General features: G+C 71.0%; 23 protein-coding genes. 16 read left to right on the forward strand and 7 right to left on the reverse strand.

What is annotated here, in order from left to right; genetic code table 11:
- Positions 1–97 precede the first annotated feature (97 nt).
- A complete protein-coding gene (locus tag ACIBTU_RS09790) occupies positions 98–568 on the reverse strand; it encodes an Lrp/AsnC family transcriptional regulator (RefSeq protein ID WP_188338630.1) in 471 nt (156 codons plus the stop codon).
- Positions 569–690: 122 nt separating this feature from the next.
- Between ACIBTU_RS09790 and hppD the strand changes: the two genes are divergently transcribed.
- The 4 genes from hppD to nthA are packed head-to-tail and all read left to right on the forward strand — an operon-like array spanning position 691 to position 3,003.
- A complete protein-coding gene (gene hppD / locus ACIBTU_RS09795) occupies positions 691–1,836 on the forward strand; it encodes a 4-hydroxyphenylpyruvate dioxygenase (protein WP_399125464.1) in 1,146 nt (381 codons plus the stop codon).
- A 22-nt stretch (positions 1,837–1,858) separates the two neighbouring features.
- Positions 1,859–2,143 carry a hypothetical protein gene (locus ACIBTU_RS09800; RefSeq protein ID WP_399125465.1) on the forward strand — a complete coding sequence of 95 codons (285 nt, stop codon included), beginning with the start codon at positions 1,859–1,861 and terminating at the stop codon, positions 2,141–2,143.
- Positions 2,136–2,426 carry an SH3-like domain-containing protein gene (locus ACIBTU_RS09805; RefSeq protein WP_399125466.1) on the forward strand — a complete coding sequence of 97 codons (291 nt, stop codon included), beginning with the start codon at positions 2,136–2,138 and terminating at the stop codon, positions 2,424–2,426. Before ACIBTU_RS09800 ends, ACIBTU_RS09805 begins: the two co-directional genes overlap by 8 nt.
- Positions 2,416–3,003 (forward strand): nitrile hydratase subunit alpha, encoded by a 588-nt coding sequence (nthA, locus tag ACIBTU_RS09810; RefSeq protein ID WP_399125467.1) that lies wholly within the window; start codon positions 2,416–2,418, stop codon positions 3,001–3,003. Before ACIBTU_RS09805 ends, nthA begins: the two co-directional genes overlap by 11 nt.
- A 222-nt stretch (positions 3,004–3,225) precedes the next feature.
- On the opposite strand, the gene ACIBTU_RS09815 is transcribed toward nthA, so the two are convergent.
- Positions 3,226–4,722 carry a tetratricopeptide repeat protein gene (locus tag ACIBTU_RS09815; RefSeq protein WP_399125468.1) on the reverse strand — a complete coding sequence of 499 codons (1,497 nt, stop codon included), beginning with the start codon at positions 4,720–4,722 and terminating at the stop codon, positions 3,226–3,228.
- Between the two features lie 110 nt (positions 4,723–4,832).
- Here ACIBTU_RS09815 and ACIBTU_RS09820 point away from each other — a divergent pair, with 110 nt between their 5' ends.
- Positions 4,833–6,203: an FAD-binding oxidoreductase gene (locus ACIBTU_RS09820; protein WP_399125470.1), complete on the forward strand. Its 1,371-nt coding sequence runs from the start codon at positions 4,833–4,835 to the stop codon at positions 6,201–6,203.
- Positions 6,204–6,288: 85 nt separating this feature from the next.
- Here the strand turns inward: ACIBTU_RS09820 and ACIBTU_RS09825 are convergent, their stop codons facing one another.
- Positions 6,289–6,765, reverse strand: a complete 477-nt coding sequence (locus ACIBTU_RS09825; RefSeq protein WP_399125472.1) for an SsgA family sporulation/cell division regulator — start codon at positions 6,763–6,765, stop codon at positions 6,289–6,291.
- 243 nt (positions 6,766–7,008) lie between these two features.
- Between ACIBTU_RS09825 and ACIBTU_RS09830 the strand changes: the two genes are divergently transcribed.
- Both ACIBTU_RS09830 and ACIBTU_RS09835 read left to right on the forward strand, forming a co-directional pair.
- Positions 7,009–8,466, forward strand: coding sequence for an RDD family protein (locus ACIBTU_RS09830; protein ID WP_399125473.1), 1,458 nt, complete (start codon positions 7,009–7,011; stop codon positions 8,464–8,466).
- 76 nt (positions 8,467–8,542) lie between these two features.
- A complete protein-coding gene (locus tag ACIBTU_RS09835; RefSeq protein WP_399125474.1) occupies positions 8,543–9,289 on the forward strand; it encodes an RDD family protein in 747 nt (248 codons plus the stop codon).
- A 45-nt stretch (positions 9,290–9,334) separates the two neighbouring features.
- On the opposite strand, the gene ACIBTU_RS09840 is transcribed toward ACIBTU_RS09835, so the two are convergent.
- A complete protein-coding gene (locus ACIBTU_RS09840; RefSeq protein ID WP_399125475.1) occupies positions 9,335–9,628 on the reverse strand; it encodes a hypothetical protein in 294 nt (97 codons plus the stop codon).
- A gap of 420 nt (positions 9,629–10,048) precedes the next feature.
- Between ACIBTU_RS09840 and ACIBTU_RS09845 the strand changes: the two genes are divergently transcribed.
- A complete protein-coding gene (locus ACIBTU_RS09845) occupies positions 10,049–12,397 on the forward strand; it encodes an immune inhibitor A domain-containing protein (RefSeq protein ID WP_399125787.1) in 2,349 nt (782 codons plus the stop codon).
- A gap of 133 nt (positions 12,398–12,530) precedes the next feature.
- Positions 12,531–12,848 carry a hypothetical protein gene (locus ACIBTU_RS09850; RefSeq protein WP_399125477.1) on the forward strand — a complete coding sequence of 106 codons (318 nt, stop codon included), beginning with the start codon at positions 12,531–12,533 and terminating at the stop codon, positions 12,846–12,848.
- A 33-nt stretch (positions 12,849–12,881) separates the two neighbouring features.
- Here the strand turns inward: ACIBTU_RS09850 and ACIBTU_RS09855 are convergent, their stop codons facing one another.
- Entirely contained in the window at positions 12,882–13,472 is a 591-nt protein-coding gene (locus tag ACIBTU_RS09855) for an isochorismatase family protein (RefSeq protein ID WP_399125478.1), read from the reverse strand.
- A 107-nt stretch (positions 13,473–13,579) separates the two neighbouring features.
- Positions 13,580–14,908 carry a nicotinate phosphoribosyltransferase gene (locus tag ACIBTU_RS09860; RefSeq protein ID WP_399125479.1) on the reverse strand — a complete coding sequence of 443 codons (1,329 nt, stop codon included), beginning with the start codon at positions 14,906–14,908 and terminating at the stop codon, positions 13,580–13,582.
- Positions 14,909–15,027: 119 nt separating this feature from the next.
- Here ACIBTU_RS09860 and clpS point away from each other — a divergent pair, with 119 nt between their 5' ends.
- The 7 genes from clpS (at position 15,028) to ACIBTU_RS09895 (ending at position 19,809) form a co-directional block, all read left to right on the forward strand.
- Entirely contained in the window at positions 15,028–15,345 is a 318-nt protein-coding gene (clpS, locus tag ACIBTU_RS09865) for an ATP-dependent Clp protease adapter ClpS (RefSeq protein WP_188338645.1), read from the forward strand.
- 10 nt (positions 15,346–15,355) lie between these two features.
- The gene (locus tag ACIBTU_RS09870) at positions 15,356–15,955 is read left to right on the forward strand and encodes a DUF2017 domain-containing protein (RefSeq protein WP_399125480.1); all 600 of its coding nucleotides are present in this window, start codon (positions 15,356–15,358) and stop codon (positions 15,953–15,955) included.
- 357 nt (positions 15,956–16,312) lie between these two features.
- The gene (locus ACIBTU_RS09875; protein ID WP_399125481.1) at positions 16,313–17,749 is read left to right on the forward strand and encodes an amino acid permease; all 1,437 of its coding nucleotides are present in this window, start codon (positions 16,313–16,315) and stop codon (positions 17,747–17,749) included.
- A 76-nt stretch (positions 17,750–17,825) separates the two neighbouring features.
- Positions 17,826–18,242, forward strand: a complete 417-nt coding sequence (locus tag ACIBTU_RS09880; RefSeq protein ID WP_399125482.1) for a Mov34/MPN/PAD-1 family protein — start codon at positions 17,826–17,828, stop codon at positions 18,240–18,242.
- Between the two features lie 91 nt (positions 18,243–18,333).
- Positions 18,334–18,435 (forward strand): putative leader peptide, encoded by a 102-nt coding sequence (locus tag ACIBTU_RS09885; protein ID WP_317453331.1) that lies wholly within the window; start codon positions 18,334–18,336, stop codon positions 18,433–18,435.
- 127 nt (positions 18,436–18,562) lie between these two features.
- Positions 18,563–18,841 carry a MoaD/ThiS family protein gene (locus ACIBTU_RS09890; RefSeq protein WP_399125483.1) on the forward strand — a complete coding sequence of 93 codons (279 nt, stop codon included), beginning with the start codon at positions 18,563–18,565 and terminating at the stop codon, positions 18,839–18,841.
- A gap of 17 nt (positions 18,842–18,858) precedes the next feature.
- Positions 18,859–19,809, forward strand: a complete 951-nt coding sequence (locus tag ACIBTU_RS09895; RefSeq protein ID WP_399125484.1) for a PLP-dependent cysteine synthase family protein — start codon at positions 18,859–18,861, stop codon at positions 19,807–19,809.
- A 111-nt stretch (positions 19,810–19,920) separates the two neighbouring features.
- On the opposite strand, the gene ACIBTU_RS09900 is transcribed toward ACIBTU_RS09895, so the two are convergent.
- A complete protein-coding gene (locus tag ACIBTU_RS09900) occupies positions 19,921–20,364 on the reverse strand; it encodes a type II toxin-antitoxin system PemK/MazF family toxin (RefSeq protein WP_399125485.1) in 444 nt (147 codons plus the stop codon).
- Between the last annotated feature and the right edge of the window lie 217 nt (positions 20,365–20,581).

A 20,581-nucleotide genomic window follows, 5' to 3' on the forward strand; every position in this document is an offset into this window, starting at 1 on the left:
TCCCGGAAGCAGCCCCGGAAACAGTCCGGGAAGCGGTCCCGGAAGCCCGACACCCGCACGTCCATCGCGCCTCACCGCCGGGCCGTGCTCGTAACCGTCAGGAATCTCCCGACGCCTGCTCCACCAGCGGGATGATCCGCAGCGGAACGGGATTTTCCATGACGATCGCCGTGGAAGCCCGGACGATGCCATCAAAACCGACAACGAGGTCGATCACCCGTTGGAGATCCGCGTTCGAGCGGGCCACGAGCCGGCACAGCATGTCGCCGCTGCCCGTCGTCGTGTGCAGCTCCAGGACCTCGGGGACGGTCGCCAAATGGGCCCTGACGTCGGCCCCTTGGCCCTGCCGGATCTGCAGCGTGGCGAACGCGGTGACCGGGTAGCCGAGCGCCGCCGGGTCCACCTGGGGGCCGAAGCCGCGGATGACTCCATTCGACTGAAGGCGGTCGAGCCGGGCCTGCACGGTGCCGCGCGCGACCCCGAGCCGCCGCGACATCTCGAGCACCCCGATCCGCGGCTCCCGCGCCAGCAGCAGGATGATCCGGCCGTCCAGATGATCGATCGCCATGCGCCCCTCCAAGGTGGTCATCCTGTACACACAGCCCGCAGAAACGGACCCGGCACTGGTCAGATTGCCCAGCGAATACGCAAACTATTGCGCACCTTGTGGAACGGCGAGAGCCTCGCCGTATGACGCAGACCACAGACCACACCCCCGACACCGCCCGGCAGGCCGACCCCTTCCCGGTCAAGGGGATGGACGCGGTCGTCTTCGCCGTGGGCAACGCCAAGCAGGCCGCGCACTACTACTCGACGGCCTTCGGCATGAAGCTGGTCGCCTACTCCGGACCGGAGAACGGCAGCCGCGAGACCGCCTCCTACGTCCTGACGAACGGCTCCGCCCGCTTCGTGTTCACCTCCGTCATCAAGGCCTCCACCGACTGGGGCCACTTCCTCGCGGAGCACGTGGCGGAGCACGGCGACGGCGTCGTCGACCTCGCCATCGAGGTGCCCGACGTGCGCGCCGCCTACGCGTACGCCACCGAGCACGGCGCCCGCGGCCTGACGGAGCCCTACGAGACGAAGGACGAGCACGGCACCGTCGTGCGCGCGGCCATCGCCACGTACGGCAAGACCCGCCACACCCTCGTCGAGCGCAGCGGCTACGACGGCCCGTACCTGCCCGGCTTCGAGGCCGCCGCCCCCATCGTCGAGCCCCCGGCCAAGCGCACCTTCCAGGCCATCGACCACTGCGTCGGCAACGTCGAACTCGGCCGCATGAACGAGTGGGTGGCGTTCTACAACAAGGTCATGGGCTTCACGAACATGAAGGAGTTCGTGGGCGACGACATCGCGACCGAGTACAGCGCGCTGATGTCCAAGGTCGTCGCCGACGGCACGCTCAAGGTCAAGTTCCCGATCAACGAGCCGGCCGTCGCCAAGAAGAAGTCCCAGATCGACGAGTACCTGGAGTTCTACGGCGGCGCCGGCGTCCAGCACATCGCCCTCGCCACGAACGACATCGTCGCCTCCGTACGGGCCATGCGCGCGGCCGGCGTCCAGTTCCTCGACACCCCGGACTCCTACTACGACACCCTCGGCGAGTGGGCCGGCGAGACCCGCGTCCCCGTCGAGACCCTGCGCCAGGAGAAGATCCTCGTCGACCGCGACGAGGACGGCTACCTGCTGCAGATCTTCACCAAGCCGGTCCAGGACCGTCCGACCGTCTTCTTCGAGATGATCGAGCGCCACGGCTCCATGGGCTTCGGCAAGGGCAACTTCAAGGCCCTGTTCGAGGCGATCGAGCGGGAGCAGGAAAAGCGCGGCAATCTGTGATCCTCGCTCGTAGTCTGGCCGCATGGCCAGGATCAACGACGTAGGCGGCATGACAGGGTTCGGCGTCATCGACACCAGCGACGACGCCGAACCCTTCCACGCGGACTGGGAGGCGCGCGTCTTCGCGCTCCAGCGCGCGCTGCTCGTGAAGAAGGTGTTCAACCTCGACGAGTTCCGGGACGCGATCGAGACGATGCCGCCCCAGGAGTACCTCGCGGCCTCGTACTACGAGCGCTGGTTCCACGCGATCCGCACGCTCCTCGAGCGCAAGGGCGTCATCGAGGCGGGAGCCCTCGACCATGCCTGAGGCCGCCGCGCTCTTCTCACCGGGCGACACGGTCCGTACGTACGGCCATGACCCGGTGCATCACACCCGGCTGCCGCGCTACGCCCGCGGCAAGCTCGGCGTCGTCGTCGAGCCCGAGGGCCCCGCGCCGCTCGCCGACCTCCGGTCCCAGGGGCGCGACGACGCCCCCGTCGAGATGATCTACGCCGTGCGGTTCAGCGCGCGCGAGCTGTGGGGCGAGGGTGACCACGAAGTCGTCCTCGACCTGTCGCAGAGCTACCTGGAGGCAGCCGATGTCCGGTGACCACGACGACGCGGTGATCTCCCGTCAGGTACGGCGTCTGGAGACGCTGTTGGAGGAGCGGGGCATCGTCGGCGGCGACACCGTCGACGAGGTCATCGACGGCTTCCTGTCCGGGGCCTCGCCGCTGAACGGGGCGAAGGTCGTGGCCCGCGCCTGGACCGACCCCGACTTCAAGGCGCGGCTCCTGGAGGACGGGACCGCCGCGGTCGGCGAACTCGGCTTCAGCTCGGGCGGCGTCCAGAAGCAGCGGCTCCGGGTCGCCGAGAACACGGACTCCGTCCACAACGTGATCGTCTGCACGCTCTGCTCCTGCTACCCGCTGCGGCTGCTCGGGCCCTCGCCCGGCTGGTACAAGAGCGAGGCGTACCGCTCGCGCGTGGTGCGGGAGCCGCTGGCGGTGCTCGCCGAGTTCGGGGTCGAGCTGGAAGAGGCCGTCTCGGTCCGCGTCTGGGACTCCAGCGCGGAGACCCGCTACATGGTCCTCCCACGCCGCCCCGCGGGCTCGGAGGGCCTGTCGGAGGCGGAGCTGGTGTCGCTGGTGACGCGGAACGGGTTGATCGGCACGGCCGCGGTCTGACCGAGGCCCCAGGTGGGTGCCTCGCGCGGCCGTCCTCCGACTGCTGCGCCGTCGTGGTTGCTCGCGCAGTTCCCCGCGCCCCTGAAATGCATGGCGCTTCGCGCCGCATTTCCCCGACGGGGCACCGCCCGATGAGATGCCGCACGAAGTGCGCATCTCAGGGGCGCGGGGAACTGCGCGACCAGCCCCCACCGGAGCCGCACCCCCCTCGCTCGCCGGAGGCTAACGGCGCGTCGGGGCCCACATCTGTTCCGGCCCACCCTCGTCCGGCTCCCCGAGGGACTCCAGCTCCGCGCGGCAGCGATCCGCGTCCAGGGGGGAGAACGCCGGGTTGATCCGGAGGGCCTCGTCGAGATGCCGCCGGGCGGGCCCGGCGAGCTCCAACTCCCGTTCCACCGCCCCCCGGTGATACATGAACAAGGCGACCCGCACCGTACCGGCCTTCTGTCGATCCGTGGCCCGCCGCAGATACCCCAGCGCCTCACGATCGTCCCCGGCCCGGTGCAACGCCCACCCGAGCGCGTCCGCGACCCCCACACTCGGCGCCCGCCTCCACTCCGCCCGGAGCCGAGACACGGCCGCCCCCGCGTCCCCGTGATCGGCCTCGAGCCGCCCGAGCACCACCACGTCCCCCGCGCCCGCCCCGCGCTGCCGCAGCGCGTCGTACTCCGTGCGGGCCGCGTCCGTCATGCCCAGCGACTCGTACAACTCGCCCAGCTCCAGCACGTACGCGGGCGCGGGCCGCAGCTCGATCGCCCGCCGGTACGCCCGCAGCGCCTCCGAGGACCGCCCCAGCGAGGCGAGCGCACGGCCTCGCCCGGCCAGCGCGGCGGCACTGCCCGGATCGGCGCCGAGCGCCGCGTCGAAGTGCCGCAGCGCCCCCTCCGCGTCACCCCGCTCCCAGGCCAGGTCACCCCCTTGCGCCAGCAGCGCGGCCTGCTCGGCGGGCGTCCCGGCACGGGCCTGGGCGTCGGACAGCACCGCCTCCGCGTCCTCCCGCCAGCCCCGGTCCCGGTACACGGCGACGGTGCGCAGCGTCACCGCCGTCCCGGACGCCAGCTCGGTCAGCTTCTCCAGGTTCTTCCCGGCCGCCTTGCCGTTCCCGAGCCCCTGATAGGCGTCGACCAGATACGCGTACGAGGACCAGCGGCCCGGCGCCAGCTTCCGCGCCCGCTCGCCGAAGGTGCGGGCCCCGGGCCAGTCGCCGCGCGCGACGGCCAGCGCGGCGAGCCCGTCGAGCGCCGCCGCGTTGCCCTGGGGCCGCGCCCGCAGCGAGTCCCGCAACGCCCGTTCGGCGCGCGGGAAGTCGGCCGCCCGCGCGGTGCGCGTGCCGCGCTCCACGTACGCGGCCCCGAGTTCGGCGAGCGCCGCGTCGTCGCGCGGGTGCTCCCGGACCCCGGCCTCGCGTTCGCGGATCAGCGCCGTGAGGTCGGGCAGCGCGGCGGGCGCCCCGACCGCGGCCGCGATCACCGCCCGCCCGGCCGGACCGGGCAGCGCGCCCGCCCGGGGCGGCTCCGCACCGGGCAGCAGCACGAGCACCCCGCCGAGCACCGCGCACCCGGCGACGGCGGCGCCGGCGCCGATCAGCGCCCGCCGCACCGTGCGCGAACGGCCGCGCGACGGAAGGTTCCAGGCGCCGGGCCCGCCGCTCCCGTCGGTCCCGCCGGTCTCGTCGTGCGCCGCACCCGCGGCGTTCCCGGAGTTCTCGAGGGTCTCCATAGGGCACACATTGGGTCAATACGAAGAGCGCATCACGGCAACATTCCGCCTGGCGGGAGGGCATCGCTCATTCGGTTCACACGCGTGGCCCCGAGTGCCACGCTGAGGACATGACCAGCACACTTGTCGAACGACTTCAGGAAGTACTGCCGGCCGGGTCGGTCATCGCCGACCCCGACATCACGACCGCGTACGCGAACGACATGGCGAGCTTCTGCGACGCGGGCGCCCCGGCCGTCGTCGTCCTGCCGCGCACGGTCGAAGAGGTCCAGCACGTCATGCGCACCGCCACGGCACTGCGTGTCCCGGTCGTTCCGCAGGGCGCCCGCACGGGCCTGTCGGGCGGGGCCAACGCCTCCGACGGCTGCATCGTGCTGTCCCTGGTCAAGATGGACCGCATCCTGGAGATCGACGTCGTCGACCGGATCGCGGTCGTCGAACCGGGCGTCGTCAACGCCACGCTCTCCCGCGCGGTCAACGAGCACGGCCTCTACTACCCGCCGGACCCCTCCAGCTGGGAGATGTGCACCATCGGCGGCAACATCGGCACGGCCTCGGGCGGCCTGTGCTGTGTGAAGTACGGGGTGACGGCCGAGTATGTGCTCGGCCTCGACGTCGTCCTCGCCGACGGACGCCTGCTCTCCACCGGCCGGCGCACGGCCAAGGGCGTCGCCGGCTACGACCTGACGCGGCTGTTCGTCGGCTCCGAGGGCAGCCTCGGCATCGTGGTCGGCGCGACCCTCGCGCTCAAGCCGCAGCCGCCCCGGCAGCTGGTCCTCGCCGCCGAGTTCGGGTCGACGGACGCCGCCTGCGACGCCGTCTGCAAGATCATGGCGGACGGGCACGTCCCGTCCCTGCTCGAACTGATGGACCGTACGACGGTCAAGGCGGTCAACGACCTCGCCCACATGGGGCTGCCCGAGACCACCGAGGCGCTGCTCCTGTGCGCCTTCGACACCCTGGACCCGGCCGCCGACCTGGCCGCCGTCGGCGCGCTGTGCGAGGCCGCGGGCGCCACCCAGGTCGTCCCCGCCGAGGACACCGCCGAGTCCGAACTGCTGCTCCAGGCCCGCCGCCTGTCGCTGACCGCCCTCGAAGCGGTCAAGGGCACGACGATGATCGACGACGTGTGCGTGCCCCGTACCCGGCTCGCCGAGATGCTCGCCGGCGTCGAGCGGATCGCCGAGAAGTACGCGCTGACCATCGGTGTCTGCGCGCACGCGGGCGACGGCAACACCCATCCCACCGTCTGCTTCGACGCGCAGGACGCCGACGAGGGCCGCCGCGCCCGCGAGTCCTTCGACGAGATCATGGCCCTCGGTCTGGAGCTCGGCGGCACCATCACCGGCGAGCACGGCGTCGGCGTACTGAAGAAGGAGTGGCTGGCGCGCGAGCTCGGGCCGGTCGGGGTCGAGGTCCAGCAGGCGGTGAAGGCGGCCTTCGACCCGCTGGGTCTCCTCAACCCCGGCAAGCTGTTCTGAGCGTTCCCGCGAACACCCTGTGGTCCGGACCCGGCGTCGCCGGGTCCGGATATCGGTTCCTGGACGTGCCCCCGTTGCCCGCCGCTCACCGCTCGTCGGACGAGGACTCGTCCGACGGCCACGGGTCGCGCAGGTACAGGTCGTCGGCCAGAAGGGGCGCGAGCAGCTCGGCGAGGCCGTCCTCGATGCCGAGCCGCTCGGCCTCAGAGCCCGGAGGAACCACCCGCAGCGTCCGCTCCAGCCAGGCCGACACCTGCGCGGCGGGCGCCTCCAGGAGCGCGTCGCCGTCGGGGGAGCTCAGCGCCATCAGCACGACGCTGCGCCCCTCGACCTTCGTCGGCCACACCCGCACGTCGCCGTGCCCGCACGGCCGGAAGACGCCCTCGACGAGCAGCTCGCGCGCGAACGTCCAGTTGACCGGGTGCTCCGAACCGATGTGGAAGGAGATGTGGACGGCGAAGGGGTCGTCCGAACGGTAGGTGAGGCGGGCCGGGACGGGGATGCTGCGCTCCGGTGAGAGCACCAGCCTGAGCTCGAGTTCACGTTCCACCGTGGTGTACATGGCGTGCGCTTCCTTTCCTCGCGAAGGGCCCTCGGGTGGGCCCGTGCAAGGTGAGAGCGCGAGGTGGGCTCGGCATTACGCGACTTCTCGAAGTTTTCTCAGAAGTTTTTTCCGGGGCCCGGACCGGCCCTCCGCGAGCTCCCGTACGGGGGTCGGTACGGGCGGAGCGGCACGGGCACATGCGGCGGTCTGATAGATGTGGAGGCCACAACAAGACCCCCGAGCAGATACGGGACGACGGACATGAGCGCCCCAACCCCGGCCCCCGGCGACGACAGGCCCCGCGAAGGCTACTACCCCGACCCGTCCATTCCCGGATATGTCCGGTACTGGAACGGGGCCGCCTGGGTCCCCGGCACCAGCCGCCCCGCCCCGTCCGACGGCGAGCCCCTGCCGGCCCCCGCCGGAGCCGCCTCCGCGCAGGCCCCCGCGCCCGCCGCACCGGAGCCCGCGCCCGCCGAGGAGACCGGCCCCGTCTTCCTCGACGAGGAGCCCTCCGTCCGTACGGAGCGCGGCCCCGAGACGACCGCCTCCCCGCAGGTCTCCGCATCCGGATTCGCCGCGCAGGAACCGGCGTCCGCCTGGCAGGCCGACGCCGCGCGCCAGGCGGGCTTCGGCGGCGAGCAGGACCGCCGGGTGTCCTGGGGTTCCAAGGAGCCGGCCGAGGAGCCGCCCGCGGCCCCGCAGGCCCCCACGCCCACGCCCCCGCCCACGCCCGCGCCCGCCGACGGCACCGTCGCGATCCGCGCCGTGCGCCCCGGGCCCGAGCAGCGGACCCCGCGCACCGACGGCACCATGACCATCCGCGCCGTACCGCAGCAGGCCCCCGCGTCCGAGCCGACGGACCCTCAGGGCCCGCGCTCCGCCCCGGCCGACCCCCGCGTCGGCGCCCAGGCCGCCCCGCCCGCGGCCCCGGCGCCCGCTCCGGCCCCGCAGCCCCCCGTCACCCCGCAGGGCCCCGGCTACGGCTACCCCCAGCCTCAGCCCCAGCAGCAGCCGCACCAGCCGCAGTCCGGCTACGGCTACCCACAGCAGGCACAGCCCGCGCAGCCGGCCGCTCCGGGTCCGGTCACCCAGGGCCCCGGCGGCGGTTCGCCGTCCTGGGCGCAGCAGGTGCACCACCTGGCGACGCCGGGTCAGGAGGCGCAGGGCGCGCCCGTCACGCCGTTCAAGCCGGTCGCCGAGGACCCGTTCCTCGCCGTCGCACAGGCCGCCGCGGCAGCCCGCCCGGCCGGTCTCGGCAAGCGGTTCGTGGCCCGGCTGATCGACTCGCTCGTCGTCGGCGCGGTCACGGCCGTGGCCGCCGTCCCGCTCGGCACCAAGGCCCTCGACCACGTCACCGGCAAGATCGACGAGGCGAAGGCCTCCGGCCGTCAGGTCACCGTCTGGCTGCTCGACGGCACGACCGGCACCTACCTCGGCATCGTCCTCGCCGTGCTCCTCGTCGTCGGTGTCCTCTACGAGGCCCTGCCGACCGCCAAGTGGGGCTGGACCCTCGGCAAGAAGCTGATGGGCCTGAGCGTGCGCGAGATCGAGGGCACCGACTCCCCGAGCTTCGGCGCGGCCCTGCGCCGCTGGCTCGTGTACAGCGTCCCGGGCCTGCTCGCCATCGGTGTCCTCGGTGTCCTGTGGGGCGCCTTCGACCGCCCCTGGCGCCAGTGCCTGCACGACAAGGCGGCCGGAACCTTCGTGGCCGGCTAGTCGCTCCGGAGTCGGGGGTCATCCGTCCGGCGGCCCGCCGGGTGCGGGGCGCCGGGCTTCGCGGTCCACTCGGGCCATGAGCACCGAACCGCCCCCCGACGGATCCGGCGGCCCGCCGGACGACGACCCGTTCCGCAAGCCGCCGCCGGCGAACCCTCCGGGCGGCGGTTCGCCGTACGGCAGTTCGCAGAACCCCCCGCCCCCGCAGGGCGGCGGAGGCCAGAACCCGTACGACTCACCGCAGAACCCGTACGGCGGCGGGGACCAGCCCCCGTACGGCGGCGGTACCCCACCTCCCTACGGCGGTGGTACGCCCCCGCCCTACGGCGGGGACCCGTACGGCGGCGGCTACGGCACCGGCGACCCGCTCGCCGGGATGCCCCCGCTCGCCGACAGCGGCAAGCGGGTCCTGGCCCGCATCATCGACCTGATCCTCGTCGGGGTCGTCGCCGCACTGCTCGCGTGGGCCTTCGGGATCGCCGAGTACGAGACGGACCCCGACAAGATCGAGTACGGCAAGCAGTTCGGCTCCTCGCTGCTCGCCGCCGTGCTCTACATCGGGTACGACACGATCCTCACCTCGCGCACCGGGCAGACCCTCGGCAAGAAGCTGATGAAGCTGCGCGTGGCCAACCTCTCCGACGGGGCGACGCCCGGCGTGCAGACCAACCTCGCGCGCGCGGCCGTCCTGTGGCTGCCCAGCGTCTTCTGCTGCGCCTGCCTGTGGCTGATCATCTCCGGCGGCTGGAGCTTCTTCGACAAGCCCTACAAGCAGGGCCTGCACGACAAGGCGGCGAAGACGGTGGTGGTCAGCACCGGCTGAGCGCGGCGCGGTGGTGCGCGTACGAGGAACCGGCGGGTCCGTGTCTCACGGGCCCGCCGGTTCGCGTACGGGCTCGCGCGTGGACTCGGTGGCGCCGGACGCGGCCGGGGAGGCCAGCGTGGCGGCCAGGGGGCGCTCCGGAGCGGGGCCCGGGGCGGGTGCCGCCGGCTTGGGCTTCGGCACCGACATCGCCACGAACACACCGAGGATGAGTGCCGACACGGCGATGACCCCGACTCCGGGGCCCGCGCTGGTGCGTGACAGCAGCAGCATCGCGATCGTGGAGCAGATGACGGTGGCCGAACCGTAGGCCAGCTGTGCGACAGTCGGGCGAGGCATGGCGTTGTCCGTCCTCGTGACATCGGGGGTGCGGGGCGCGGGCCGGTCGGTACCCGTGGGTACACCGTCGGCTTCACCCTATTCCGCACTGTGCCCGAGCGGAACGGCCGGTAAGCATGACCTAACCCACAGTGCCGGAGCACAGGGGGCGCACGGATTCACCGCGTCCACCAAGTGGACGGTCGGGCGCGCCCGTTGGCCGCGGCCGGGCCGTGGCTGGGAATCGACGGTCTTGTCCGGATTCCGGAGTGCGTCCCCTGCATAGTGAAACGCAAACGTCATCGTCAAGGTCTGTTATTTCTCCTCTACCTCCGGTCAAATGGCGTCACTTGTGACACGTGGCCTCGCGCCACGGAGGAGGGGACCACTCAAGTGACCACCAAGAGACGGGCGTTGAGAGCCGCCGCCGTGCTCGTGACCCTGGCCGCCACCGCGGCCACCGGGTCCATAGCGGCGACGACCGCCCAGGCCGACACCCCGGCCGCCGCGAACAAGGCCTCCGACGGGAAGACCTTCGGGGGCAAGGGCCACGTCATGGACGGCCCGTTCAGCCAGCAGATGGAGCAGCAGCGTCAGACCGCGCTGCAGAACGTGCTCCAGGGCACGTCCAAGGTCCAGGAGAAGAACGGCTCCAAGGTCGTCGAGCTCTCCAAGGGCAAGTACGTCGAGCTGGGCCGCGAGCGTACGGACAAGATCTTCACGATCCTGACCGAGTTCGGCGACAAGGTCGACAACACGACCCTGGTGGACCGCCAGGACGACGAGACCGACGAGCTGAAGCCCAAGTACGGGGGCACGCCCGGTCCGCTGCACAACCAGATCGCCGAGCCGGACCGCACCAAGAACAACAGCACGGCCTGGCAGAAGAACTACGACTCCCAGCACTTCAAGGACCTGTACTTCGGTACGGGCAAGGGCGTCGACTCCCTCAAGACCTACTACGAGAAGACCTCCTCGGGCCGTTACTCGGTCGACGGCGAGGTCTCCGACTGGGTCAAGGTCGACTACAACGAGGCGCGTTACGGCTCCAACTACTGCGGCGCCGACAACTGCCCGAACGTCGAGGACCTGGTCCGCGACGGCGTCAACGCGTGGGTCGCGGCGCAGAAGGCGGCCGGCAAGTCCGACGCCGACATCAAGGCCGACATGGCCCAGTACGACCAGTGGGACCGTACGGACCACGACAACGACGGCAACTTCAACGAGCCCGACGGCTACATCGACCACTTCCAGATCGTCCACGCGGGCGAGGACGGGTCGGCCGGCGGCGGCGCGCAGGGCGGCGACTCCCTGTGGGCGCACCGCGGTTACGCCTACAGCCGCGACGACGGCAACACGGGCCCCCAGGGCTTCAAGGCCGGCGGCACCCCGATCGGCGACACCGGCATCTGGGTCGGCGACTACACGATGCAGCCGGAGAACGGCGGCCTCGGCGTCTTCGCCCACGAGTACGGCCACGACCTGGGCCTGCCCGACCTGTACGACACCTCGTACGCGGGTGAGAACTCGGTCGGCTTCTGGTCGCTGATGTCGGCCGGTTCCTGGCTGGGCACCGGCAAGGACTCGATCGGCGACATGCCGGGCGACATGACCGCCTGGGACAAGCTGCAGCTGGGCTGGCTCAACTACGACAAGGCGAAGGCGGCGACGAAGTCGACGCACAAGCTGGGCGTGTCGGAGTACAACACCAAGCTGAAGCAGGCGCTCGTCGTCGAGCTGCCGAAGAAGAACGTCACCACCGACATCGTCAAGCCGGCCCAGGGCGCCAAGCAGTGGTGGTCCGACTACGGCGACGACCTCGACAACACCCTGGAGCGCACGGTCGATCTGACCGGCAGGTCCAAGGCCGCGCTCGAGCTCGACGGCTGGTGGAACATCGAGAAGGACTACGACTACCTGTACACGCAGGTGTCCACGGACGGCGGCGCGAGCTGGCAGACCATCGACGGCACCGCCGACGGTCAGGCCATCACCCGTGACGGCGGCGACAAGCCGGCCCTGACCGGCGACTCCGCCAAGTTCCAGCACCTGGTCTTCCCGCTCGACGAGTTCGCCGGCAAGAAGATCGGCGTCCGCTTCCGCTACAAGACGGACGGCGGCGCGGGCGGCATGGGCTTCACCGCCGACAACCTGACGGTCAAGGCGGACGGCGCGGCCGTCTTCTCGGACGACGCCGAGGGTGACGACAACGGCTGGACCGCGCGCGGCTTCTCCCGCGTCGGCGCCTCCATCAGCGGCGACTTCCCGCAGTTCTACATCGCCGAGAACCGCCAGTACGTCTCGTACGACAAGACCCTCAAGGTCGGTCCGTACAACTTCGGTTGGCGTGACGGCGGCGCGAAGAACGACTGGGTCGAGCACTACCAGTACCGTCCCGGCCTGATGATCTGGCAGTGGGACACCTCGCAGCGCAACAACAACGTCGGCCAGCACCCGGGCAAGGGTCAGATCCTGCCGATCGACGCGCACGCGAAGCCGATGTACTGGGCCGACGGCAAGACCAAGATCACCAACAAGATCACGCCGTACGACGCCGCCTTCGGCAAGTACCCGGTCCCCGGCATGACGCTGCACCGCCTGGGTGTCGAGAAGAAGATCCCGGCGCAGCTCGGCAACCCGGTCTTCGACGACCACAAGGGCGTCTACTGGTACGCCGAGAACCCGACGGGCAGTGTTCAGACAACTGACACCAACACCCGCATCGCGGTCGTCAAGCAGCCGCTCGACGGCTCCTCGATCACGGTGAAGGTCGGCCCCTCGGTCAAGTAACGAGAAAAACCGCAGGTCAAAAGCGTATCGGCCGCGACTGAGCTAGCTGGGGCTAGCGGGTCGCGGCCGATCGTGTTTAGGTGCGTCCTGTGGGTTTCTTATTGACACTACGTCTCACGGGGGTGTGACAGTCATGTCCGCAGGAGGGTTCTGCAAGCTGCCGGGCGGCAGCGTGGTGGTGGCACTGACCTTGCCGGCACCGGACGCCGCCGAGGGGGCGGTACGGGTCCTGGTGCACGCCGCGAACCGCGCCCGCGCCCTGACCCGCCTGCGCAATCTGGGCCTGCGCGCGGTCTACCTGCGGGGCAACAGCCACCCGCCGACCCCGGACGAGATCACCGCCGTCCTCCACCACCCGGACGGGCTCCTGTGGCGAGCGGCCCCGCACTCGGCGGCGGGGGAGCTGTGGCACCCGATACGGGCCCTGCTCAGTCCCGCGGTGCGGTACTAGCCGGGGCTCAGGGCGGGGATCAAGGCTCAGGGCTCAGGCGACGACCGGCTTGCCGGTGAGCTCGACCCCGGCCGCCTTCATCTCCTCCAGCGCCGCCTCGGTCGTCGGGGCGGCGACCCCGGCCGTCAGGTCGAGCAGCACATGGGTGCGGAACCCCTCGCGGGCCGCGTCCAGCGCGGTGGCCCGAACACAGTGGTCCGTGGCGATCCCGACGACGTCGACCTCGGAGATCTCCCGGTCCCGCAGCCACTGAGCCAGCGGCACCCCGTTCTCGTCGGCCCCCTCGAACCCGCTGTATGCGGCCGAGTAGGCGCCCTTCGAGAAGACGGCGTCGATGGCGCCGGAGGCGACCGCGGGCGCGAAGTTCGGGTGGAATCCGACGCCCTCCGTGCCGGCGACGCAGTGCGCGGGCCAGGTGGCGACGTAGTCCGGGTTCGCCGAGAAGTGGTCGCCCGGCGCGATGTGGTGGTCGCGGGTCGCCACCACGTGCCGGTAGCCACCGCCGCCGGCCTGCCCGATCAGATCCGTGATCGCGGCAGCGACATCGGCACCTCCCGCCACGGCGAGGCTGCCGCCCTCGCAGAAGTCGTTCTGCACGTCTACGACGATCAGGGCGCGGCGCATGGTCGGTGTCCTTCTGCTGGGAGACTACGAGCGTAGAAGCTCGGCTCGCGGAACGGGAGAGGGCGGGCGGGAGAGGGCACGGGCCCCCTCCCGGTGGCCGCGGACGGTCAGGCGTACTCGGTGGGGATGACGGCCTCGCCCTTCGAGAGCTGGGTCGCCGACAGGGGCAGCGCGTCGCGCGCCGCGATGTGCCGCTCGCGCACCGCGTCCAGCGGCTCGCGGGCCAGCACCTCGCCGCCCCGGACCAGCTCGACGAGCAGCTGCCGGCCGGCGAGCTCGTCGGGGACCGGGCCCAGGCCCACGACCTCGGCCTCGGCGACCCCGTCCTGGTCGAGCCGGCGCGCGGCCCACTTGCGGCCGCCGACGGAGGCCTTCCCGCCCACCGACTTCTTCGCGACCGGCACGAGCGGCGCCTTCGGGTCGGCGGACTCGGCGCGGGCGACGAGCTTGTAGACCATGGAGCAGGTCGGGTGCCCCGAGCCGGTGACCAGCTGGGTGCCGACGCCGTACGCGTCCACGGGCGCGGCCGCGAGCGAGGCGATGGCGTACTCGTCGAGGTCGGAGGTGACCACGATCTTGGTGTCCTTGGCGCCGAGGTCGTCGAGCTGCTGGCGCACCCGGTGCGCGACGAGCAGCAGGTCGCCGGAGTCGATCCGGACGGCCCCGAGCTTGGGCCCGGCGATCTCCACGGCCGTGCGGACGGCCTCCTGCACGTCGTACGTGTCGACGAGCAGAGTCGTTCCTTCGCCGAGCGTGTCGACCTGGGCGCGGAACGCGTCGCGCTCGGAGTCGTGCAGCAGGGTGAACGCGTGGGCCGAGGTGCCGACGGTCGGGATCCCGTAGCGGAATCCGGCCGCCAGGTCCGAGGTCGTGGCGAAGCCGCCCACGTACGCGGCGCGGGACGCGGCGACCGCGGCCAGCTCGTGGGTGCGCCGGGCGCCCATCTCGATCAGCGGCCGCTCGCCCGCGGCCGAGGCCATGCGGGAGGCGGCGGCGGCGATCGCCGAGTCGTGGTTGAGGATCGAGAGGATCACCGTCTCCAGGAGCACGCACTCGGCGAAGGAGCCCTCGACGCGCAGGATCGGGGAGCCGGGGAAGTAGACCTCGCCCTCGGGGTAGCCCCAGATGTCGCCGGAGAACCGGTAGTCCGCGAGCCACTGGAGGGTCGGCTCGTCGACGATGCCCGCCTCGCGCAGGAAGCCCAGCTCGCCGGCGCCGAACCGGAAGTTCTCGACGGCGTCCAGGACGCGCCCGGTGCCCGCGACGACGCCGTAGCGACGACCCTCGGGCAGGCGCCGGGTGAAGACCTCGAAGACCGAGTGCCGGTCGGCGGTGCCCGCTCGGAGGGCGGCCTGCAGCATCGTCAGCTCGTAGTGGTCGGTGAAGAGCGCTGTCGACGGAACGTCCACCGGCAGGCCAAGGTCCGCTGTGTTCATGCTGAGGATGCTACCCCGAATTAGCGTCAGTGTGACGATTTCTGTGGCGCGTGTGGGCGAGGCCACGTGGCGCACACCCGAGCGGCTCGTTTGTGCGGTTCACGCCTCCTGGTGGCAGCATGGGCCGTGTGACGGCTCCCGCACCCCTTGAGATCGAAAGCCCCGAGACGACGGAGGACCTCTCCGCGGTCCCCGAGCCGGACGTCCCCTGGATCACCCTGGTCCACAACGACCCGGTGAACCTGATGAGTTACGTGACGTACGTCTTCCAGACGTACTTCGGGTACTCCAAGGACAAGGCCACCAAACTGATGATGGACGTCCACCACAAGGGGCGGGCCGTGGTCTCCTCCGGCACCCGCGAGGAGATGGAGCGGGACGTCCAGGCCATGCACGGATACGGCCTGTGGGCCACGCTGCAACAGGATCGGAAGTAACGCCGTACTCATGCCCGGACACTTCGAACCGATCCCCGGAGGCGGCGCCGCCGTCGCCCTCGACGACGTCGAGATCTCCATCATCCGCTCGCTCGCCGTCCAGCTCCTGGAGCTGATCGGCCCCGGGCCCGGTGGCGAGGTCTCCGACGATCCGCTCGCCGAGCTGTTCGCCGAGGGGCCAAGCGAGCCGCCCAGCGACGCGGTGCTGCGCCGGCTGCTCCCGGACGCGTACGGCGGTCCGGGCGTCTCCGAGCGGGAGGACCCCGACGAACTGCGGGCGTACTCCTCGGAGTTCCGCCGTTTCACCGAGAACGACCTGCGGGCCGGCAAGCGCGAGGACGCCCTCGCGGTGATCCGCTCGCTGGACGCGCTGAGCCCGGCCGGTGACGGGGGAGCGGTGCTCAAGCTCTCGCCCGAGGAGTCGGTGCGGTGGATGCGCGCGCTCAACGACCTGCGCCTGGCCATCGGCACCCGGCTGGAGATCACCGACGAGGAGGACACGGACCTCCTCTACCGGCTCCCCGACGAGGACGCGCGGAAACCCATGGTGATGGCGTACCTGTGGCTCGGCGGTCTCCAGGAGACTCTGGTCGAAACCCTTATGCCCTGACCTGTCAGGACAAGGTGGGGCGGCGTGCCCAAGATCGAGGTAAGCGCGTTCGCTCAGCGGACGCTCAAATCCGCATAACGATCGCGTCACTGTCACGCTCCGTAATGCCGTTCGGTGCGGCATTTGTCCCCTTGTTCCCGTGGTGTGCGCCACACGCGCCTCGCCCGATCACTGTGAACGCCGTGATAAATCTTCACGACCACCCGGCAGGCGCCACCCCCTGCCCGCCGGGGGCGCCCCGACCGGCAGACCGCCGGTAGGCACAGCTCCATCCATCCAGGGGTTCGCCCCGAAGGATCGTCACAGTCGATCCGAGCCGCGTACGGCACGGATCGGCATGGAGAAAGGCGCACCACCATGACCTCAGTGCAGGTCGAGCAGCACGACAAAGACTCAGCCGGCAATGAGGCCGTGAGCGATTCCGGCGAGGGTTACCAGCGGGGCCTCGGAGCCCGGCAGATCCAGATGATCGCCATCGGCGGCGCCATCGGCACCGGCCTCTTCCTCGGCGCGGGCAAGGGCATCTCGAAGGCCGGCCCCAGCCTGATCCTCGCGTACGCCATCGCGGGCCTGGTCATCTTCTTCATCATGCGGGCGCTCGGCGAGCTCCTCATGTACCGCCCGGTCTCCGGCTCGTTCTCGGAGTACGCGCGCGAGTTCATCGGCCCCTTCGCGGGCTTCGTCACCGGCTGGACGTACTGGCTCTTCTGGGTCGTCACCGGCATCACCGAGGTCACCGCGGCGGCCGTCTACATGACGTACTGGTGGAACATCCCCCAGTGGCTCTCCGCTCTCGTCTTCACCTGCATCCTGTACGGCGCCAACCTGATCTCCGTGAAGCTCTTCGGTGAGCTGGAGTTCTGGTTCTCCATGGTCAAGGTCACCGCCATCATCGGCATGATCCTGATCTGCGCCGGCATCCTCACCATGGGCTTCTCCGACGCCGGCGACACCGCCTCCGTGGCCCACCTCTGGGACCAGGGCGGCTTCTTCCCGCACGGCATCGGCAGCACCACGATGACCCTCCAGATGGTCATGTTCGCGTTCCTCGCCGTCGAGCTGGTCGGTGTGACCGCGGGCGAGTCGAAGGACCCGAAGACCGTCCTGCCCAAGGCCATCAACACCGTGCCGTGGCGCATCGCCGTCTTCTACGTCGGCGCCCTGATCATGATCCTCTCGGTCGTCCCGTGGACCACGTTCCAGCCCGGCGTCTCCCCGTTCGTCGAGGCCTTCGACAAGATGGGCATGGCCGCCGGCGCGGGCATCGTCAACTTCGTCGTCCTGACGGCCGCCCTGTCCTCCTGCAACTCGGGCATGTACTCCACCGGCCGCATGCTGCGCGACCTCGCGCTCAACGGCCAGGGCCCGAAGGCCTTCACCAAGCTGACCCGGTCCGGCACGCCGCTGGTCGGCACCACGGTCTCCGCCGCGCTGATGATGGTCGGCGTCTGGATCAACTACCAGTGGCCCGGCGAGGCGTTCAACTACGTCGTCTCCTTCGCCACCATCTCCGGCATGTGGGCCTGGATCGTCATCCTGATCTGCCAGATCCGCTACCGCCTCAAGTCCGACCGCGGTGAGCTGCCCAAGTCCGACTTCCGGGCGCCCGGCGGCATCTGGTTCAGCGTCTTCGCCCTCGCCTTCATCGGCCTGGTCGTCGTGACGATGGGCATGGACAAGGACAACCGCGTCGCGCTCTACGGCGCACCGGTGTGGGGCCTGATCCTCGCCGTCGCGTACCTGGTCCTCAAGGCCCGCAACCCCCAGGGCGCGGCCTTCGCCAAGCGCGGCTGACCCGCAACGTCTCACCAGTCGGGCCGTCCCGTACCGCGATCCGGTACGGGGCGGCCCTCCTGCTTATCCTGGCCGCATGCTGACGATTTCCAAGGCGCTGTACGACCAGATCGTGGAGCACGCCCGCAAGGACCACCCCGACGAGGCCTGCGGCGTCGTGGCCGGCCCGGTCGGCGAGGGCCGCCCCGAGCGCTTCATCCCGATGCTGAACGCCGCCCGCTCGCCCACGTTCTACGAGTTCGACTCCGGAGACCTGCTCAAGCTCTACCGCGAGATGGACGACCGCGACGAGGAGCCGGTGATCATCTACCACTCCCACACCGCGACCGAGGCCTACCCGTCCCGCACCGACCTCACCTACGCCAACGAGCCGGGCGCCCACTACGTCCTCGTCTCCACCGCCGACACCGACGACGCGGGCCCCTTCCAGTTCCGCTCGTACCGCATCGTCGACGGCGAGATCACCGAGGAAGAGGTCGAGGTCACGGCCTGAGTCCCGGGTTCATCTCGCCATACAGACGATTTTCGACCGCATGGTGAGATCACACTCCTGGGAGCGGGGCGGGAATCGATACGATGAGCGCATGGTTTTCCACGACGTGAGCGAAAAGACGCCGGGCATGCTGCTCGTGGCGCGGCTGCACGTCGACCTGTGCCGCCTCGCCAGCGCCATCTGTCCGCGCTGAGCCGCACCGCCGTCAGGCCCTGAGCCGCGGCCCCGCCTCACCCTGCTCCGCCCGACCGCGCCGCCGCGCGCTCACCGCACGACTCGGCACGACCCACACGACTTCCGACTCCTGACAGGAGCCCAGCATGGCCATCGAGGTCCGCATCCCGACCATCCTCCGCACCTACACCGACGGCGCCAAGGCCGTGGAGGGCAAGGGCGAGACCCTCGCCGAGCTCTTCGCCGACCTGGAGACCCGCCACACCGGGATCGAGGCCCGCATCGTGGACGGGGGCCAGCTGCGCCGCTTCGTCAACGTCTACCTGAACGACGAGGACGTCCGCTTCCTCGACGGCATCACCACCAAGCTCGCCGACGGCGACAACGTCACGATCCTGCCGGCCGTCGCCGGCGGCATGCGCTGAGCGAGGCGACTCGACCTATGCGCTACGACAGCCCGCTCGCCGCGGTCGGCAACACCCCCCTGGTGCGCCTGCCGCGGCTGTCGCCCTCCGACGACGTACGGATCTGGGCGAAGCTGGAGGACCGCAACCCGACCGGCTCGGTCAAGGACCGCCCCGCGCTCCACATGATCGAACAGGCCGAGAAGGACGGCCGGCTCACCCCCGGCTGCACCATCCTCGAGCCCACGTCGGGCAACACCGGCATCTCACTGGCGATGGCCGCCCGCCTCAAGGGCTACCGCATCGTCTGCGTCATGCCGGAGAACACCTCCCAGGAGCGGCGCGACCTGCTCGCCATGTGGGGCGCCGAGATTATCCCGTCCCCCGCCGCGGGCGGCTCCAACACGGCCGTGCGCATGGCCAAGGAGCTCGCGGGGCAGCACCCCGACTGGGTGATGCTCTACCAGTACGGCAACCCGGACAACGCGGGTGCGCACTACGCCACGACGGGCCCGGAGATCCTCGCGGACCTCCCCTCCGTCACCCACTTCGTCGCCGGGCTCGGCACCACGGGCACGCTGATGGGCGTCGGGCGCTACCTGCGCGAGCACAAGCCGGACGTCAAGATCGTCGCGGCCGAGCCGCGCTACGACGACCTCGTCTACGGCCTGCGCAACCTGGACGAGGGCTTCGTCCCCGAGCTCTACGACGCCTCCGTCCTCACGACCCGCTTCTCCGTCGGATCCGCCGACGCGGTGACGCGGACGCGGGAACTCCTCCAGCAGGAGGGCATCTTCGCCGGGGTCTCGACCGGGGCCGCGCTGCACGCCGCGATCGGGGTCGGCCGCAAGGCCGTCAAGGCCGGCGAGTCCGCGAACATCGTGTTCGTCGTCGCCGACGGCGGCTGGAAGTACCTCTCGACGGGCGTCTACACGGCGGCCACGACGGAGGAAGCGATCGAGGTCCTCCACGGCCAACTCTGGGCCTGAGCTTCTCGACTTCGCCCGCGGGCCCCTGGGGCGCACGGAGTGTGCCTTCAGGGGCGCGGGGAACTGCGCGAGAAGCCCCACCGGACCCGCACCCGGCGACGAACGGGAAACTCACCACCCCAGATGCCGGACCTGGTCCCACACCAGCGGGTCGACCAGACCCGCCCGGCGACGGAAGGCCGAGAACCCCACCTCGCGCAGCTCGTCCGTCTCCAGGAAGCTGGCGCGACCCCCCGCATCGCCCACGGACCCCGGCGGCAACGCGATCACCCCGGGCCGCTCGTCGTGGTACTTGCTGGTGATCTTCGCGACCAGCGCCACGCTCCCGCGCACCCCGAGCACCAGGCACGGCCGGTCCTTGCCCCCGGGCCCGTCCTCGTAGGGCACCTTCGCCCACCAGATCTCCCCGGGCTGCGGCCCCCCGGCCCGCCGCCCGCGCGGCACCCGGGTCCGGCGGCGCTCCGTCGTCCCCCGCCGCCCCCACCCGTCGACCAGCGTCGCGACGAGCGCGAGCAGCACGACGGCAGCGAGCGCGAGCCACCAGGACGTGTCCATAGCCCCGACGGTACCGGTGGGCCGCCGGGGGCGCGCCATCGGCGCAGACACGCCCCAAGGCCCCCCGAACCGGTGACAGCGCAGGTGAGTTCCCCCACAACGGCCCGTGACGGAGGAGCCACTCGCCCTTTTGCGCCTTACGCTCGACGGACCTCATCGGGCTCCACCCCATGTGGCTCCACCCCGCATTCCGACCGCCAGCGCGGAGGTTCCGGCT

Source organism: Streptomyces sp. NPDC050145 (genome assembly GCF_044460245.1).
Lineage (GTDB): Bacteria > Actinomycetota > Actinomycetes > Streptomycetales > Streptomycetaceae > Streptomyces.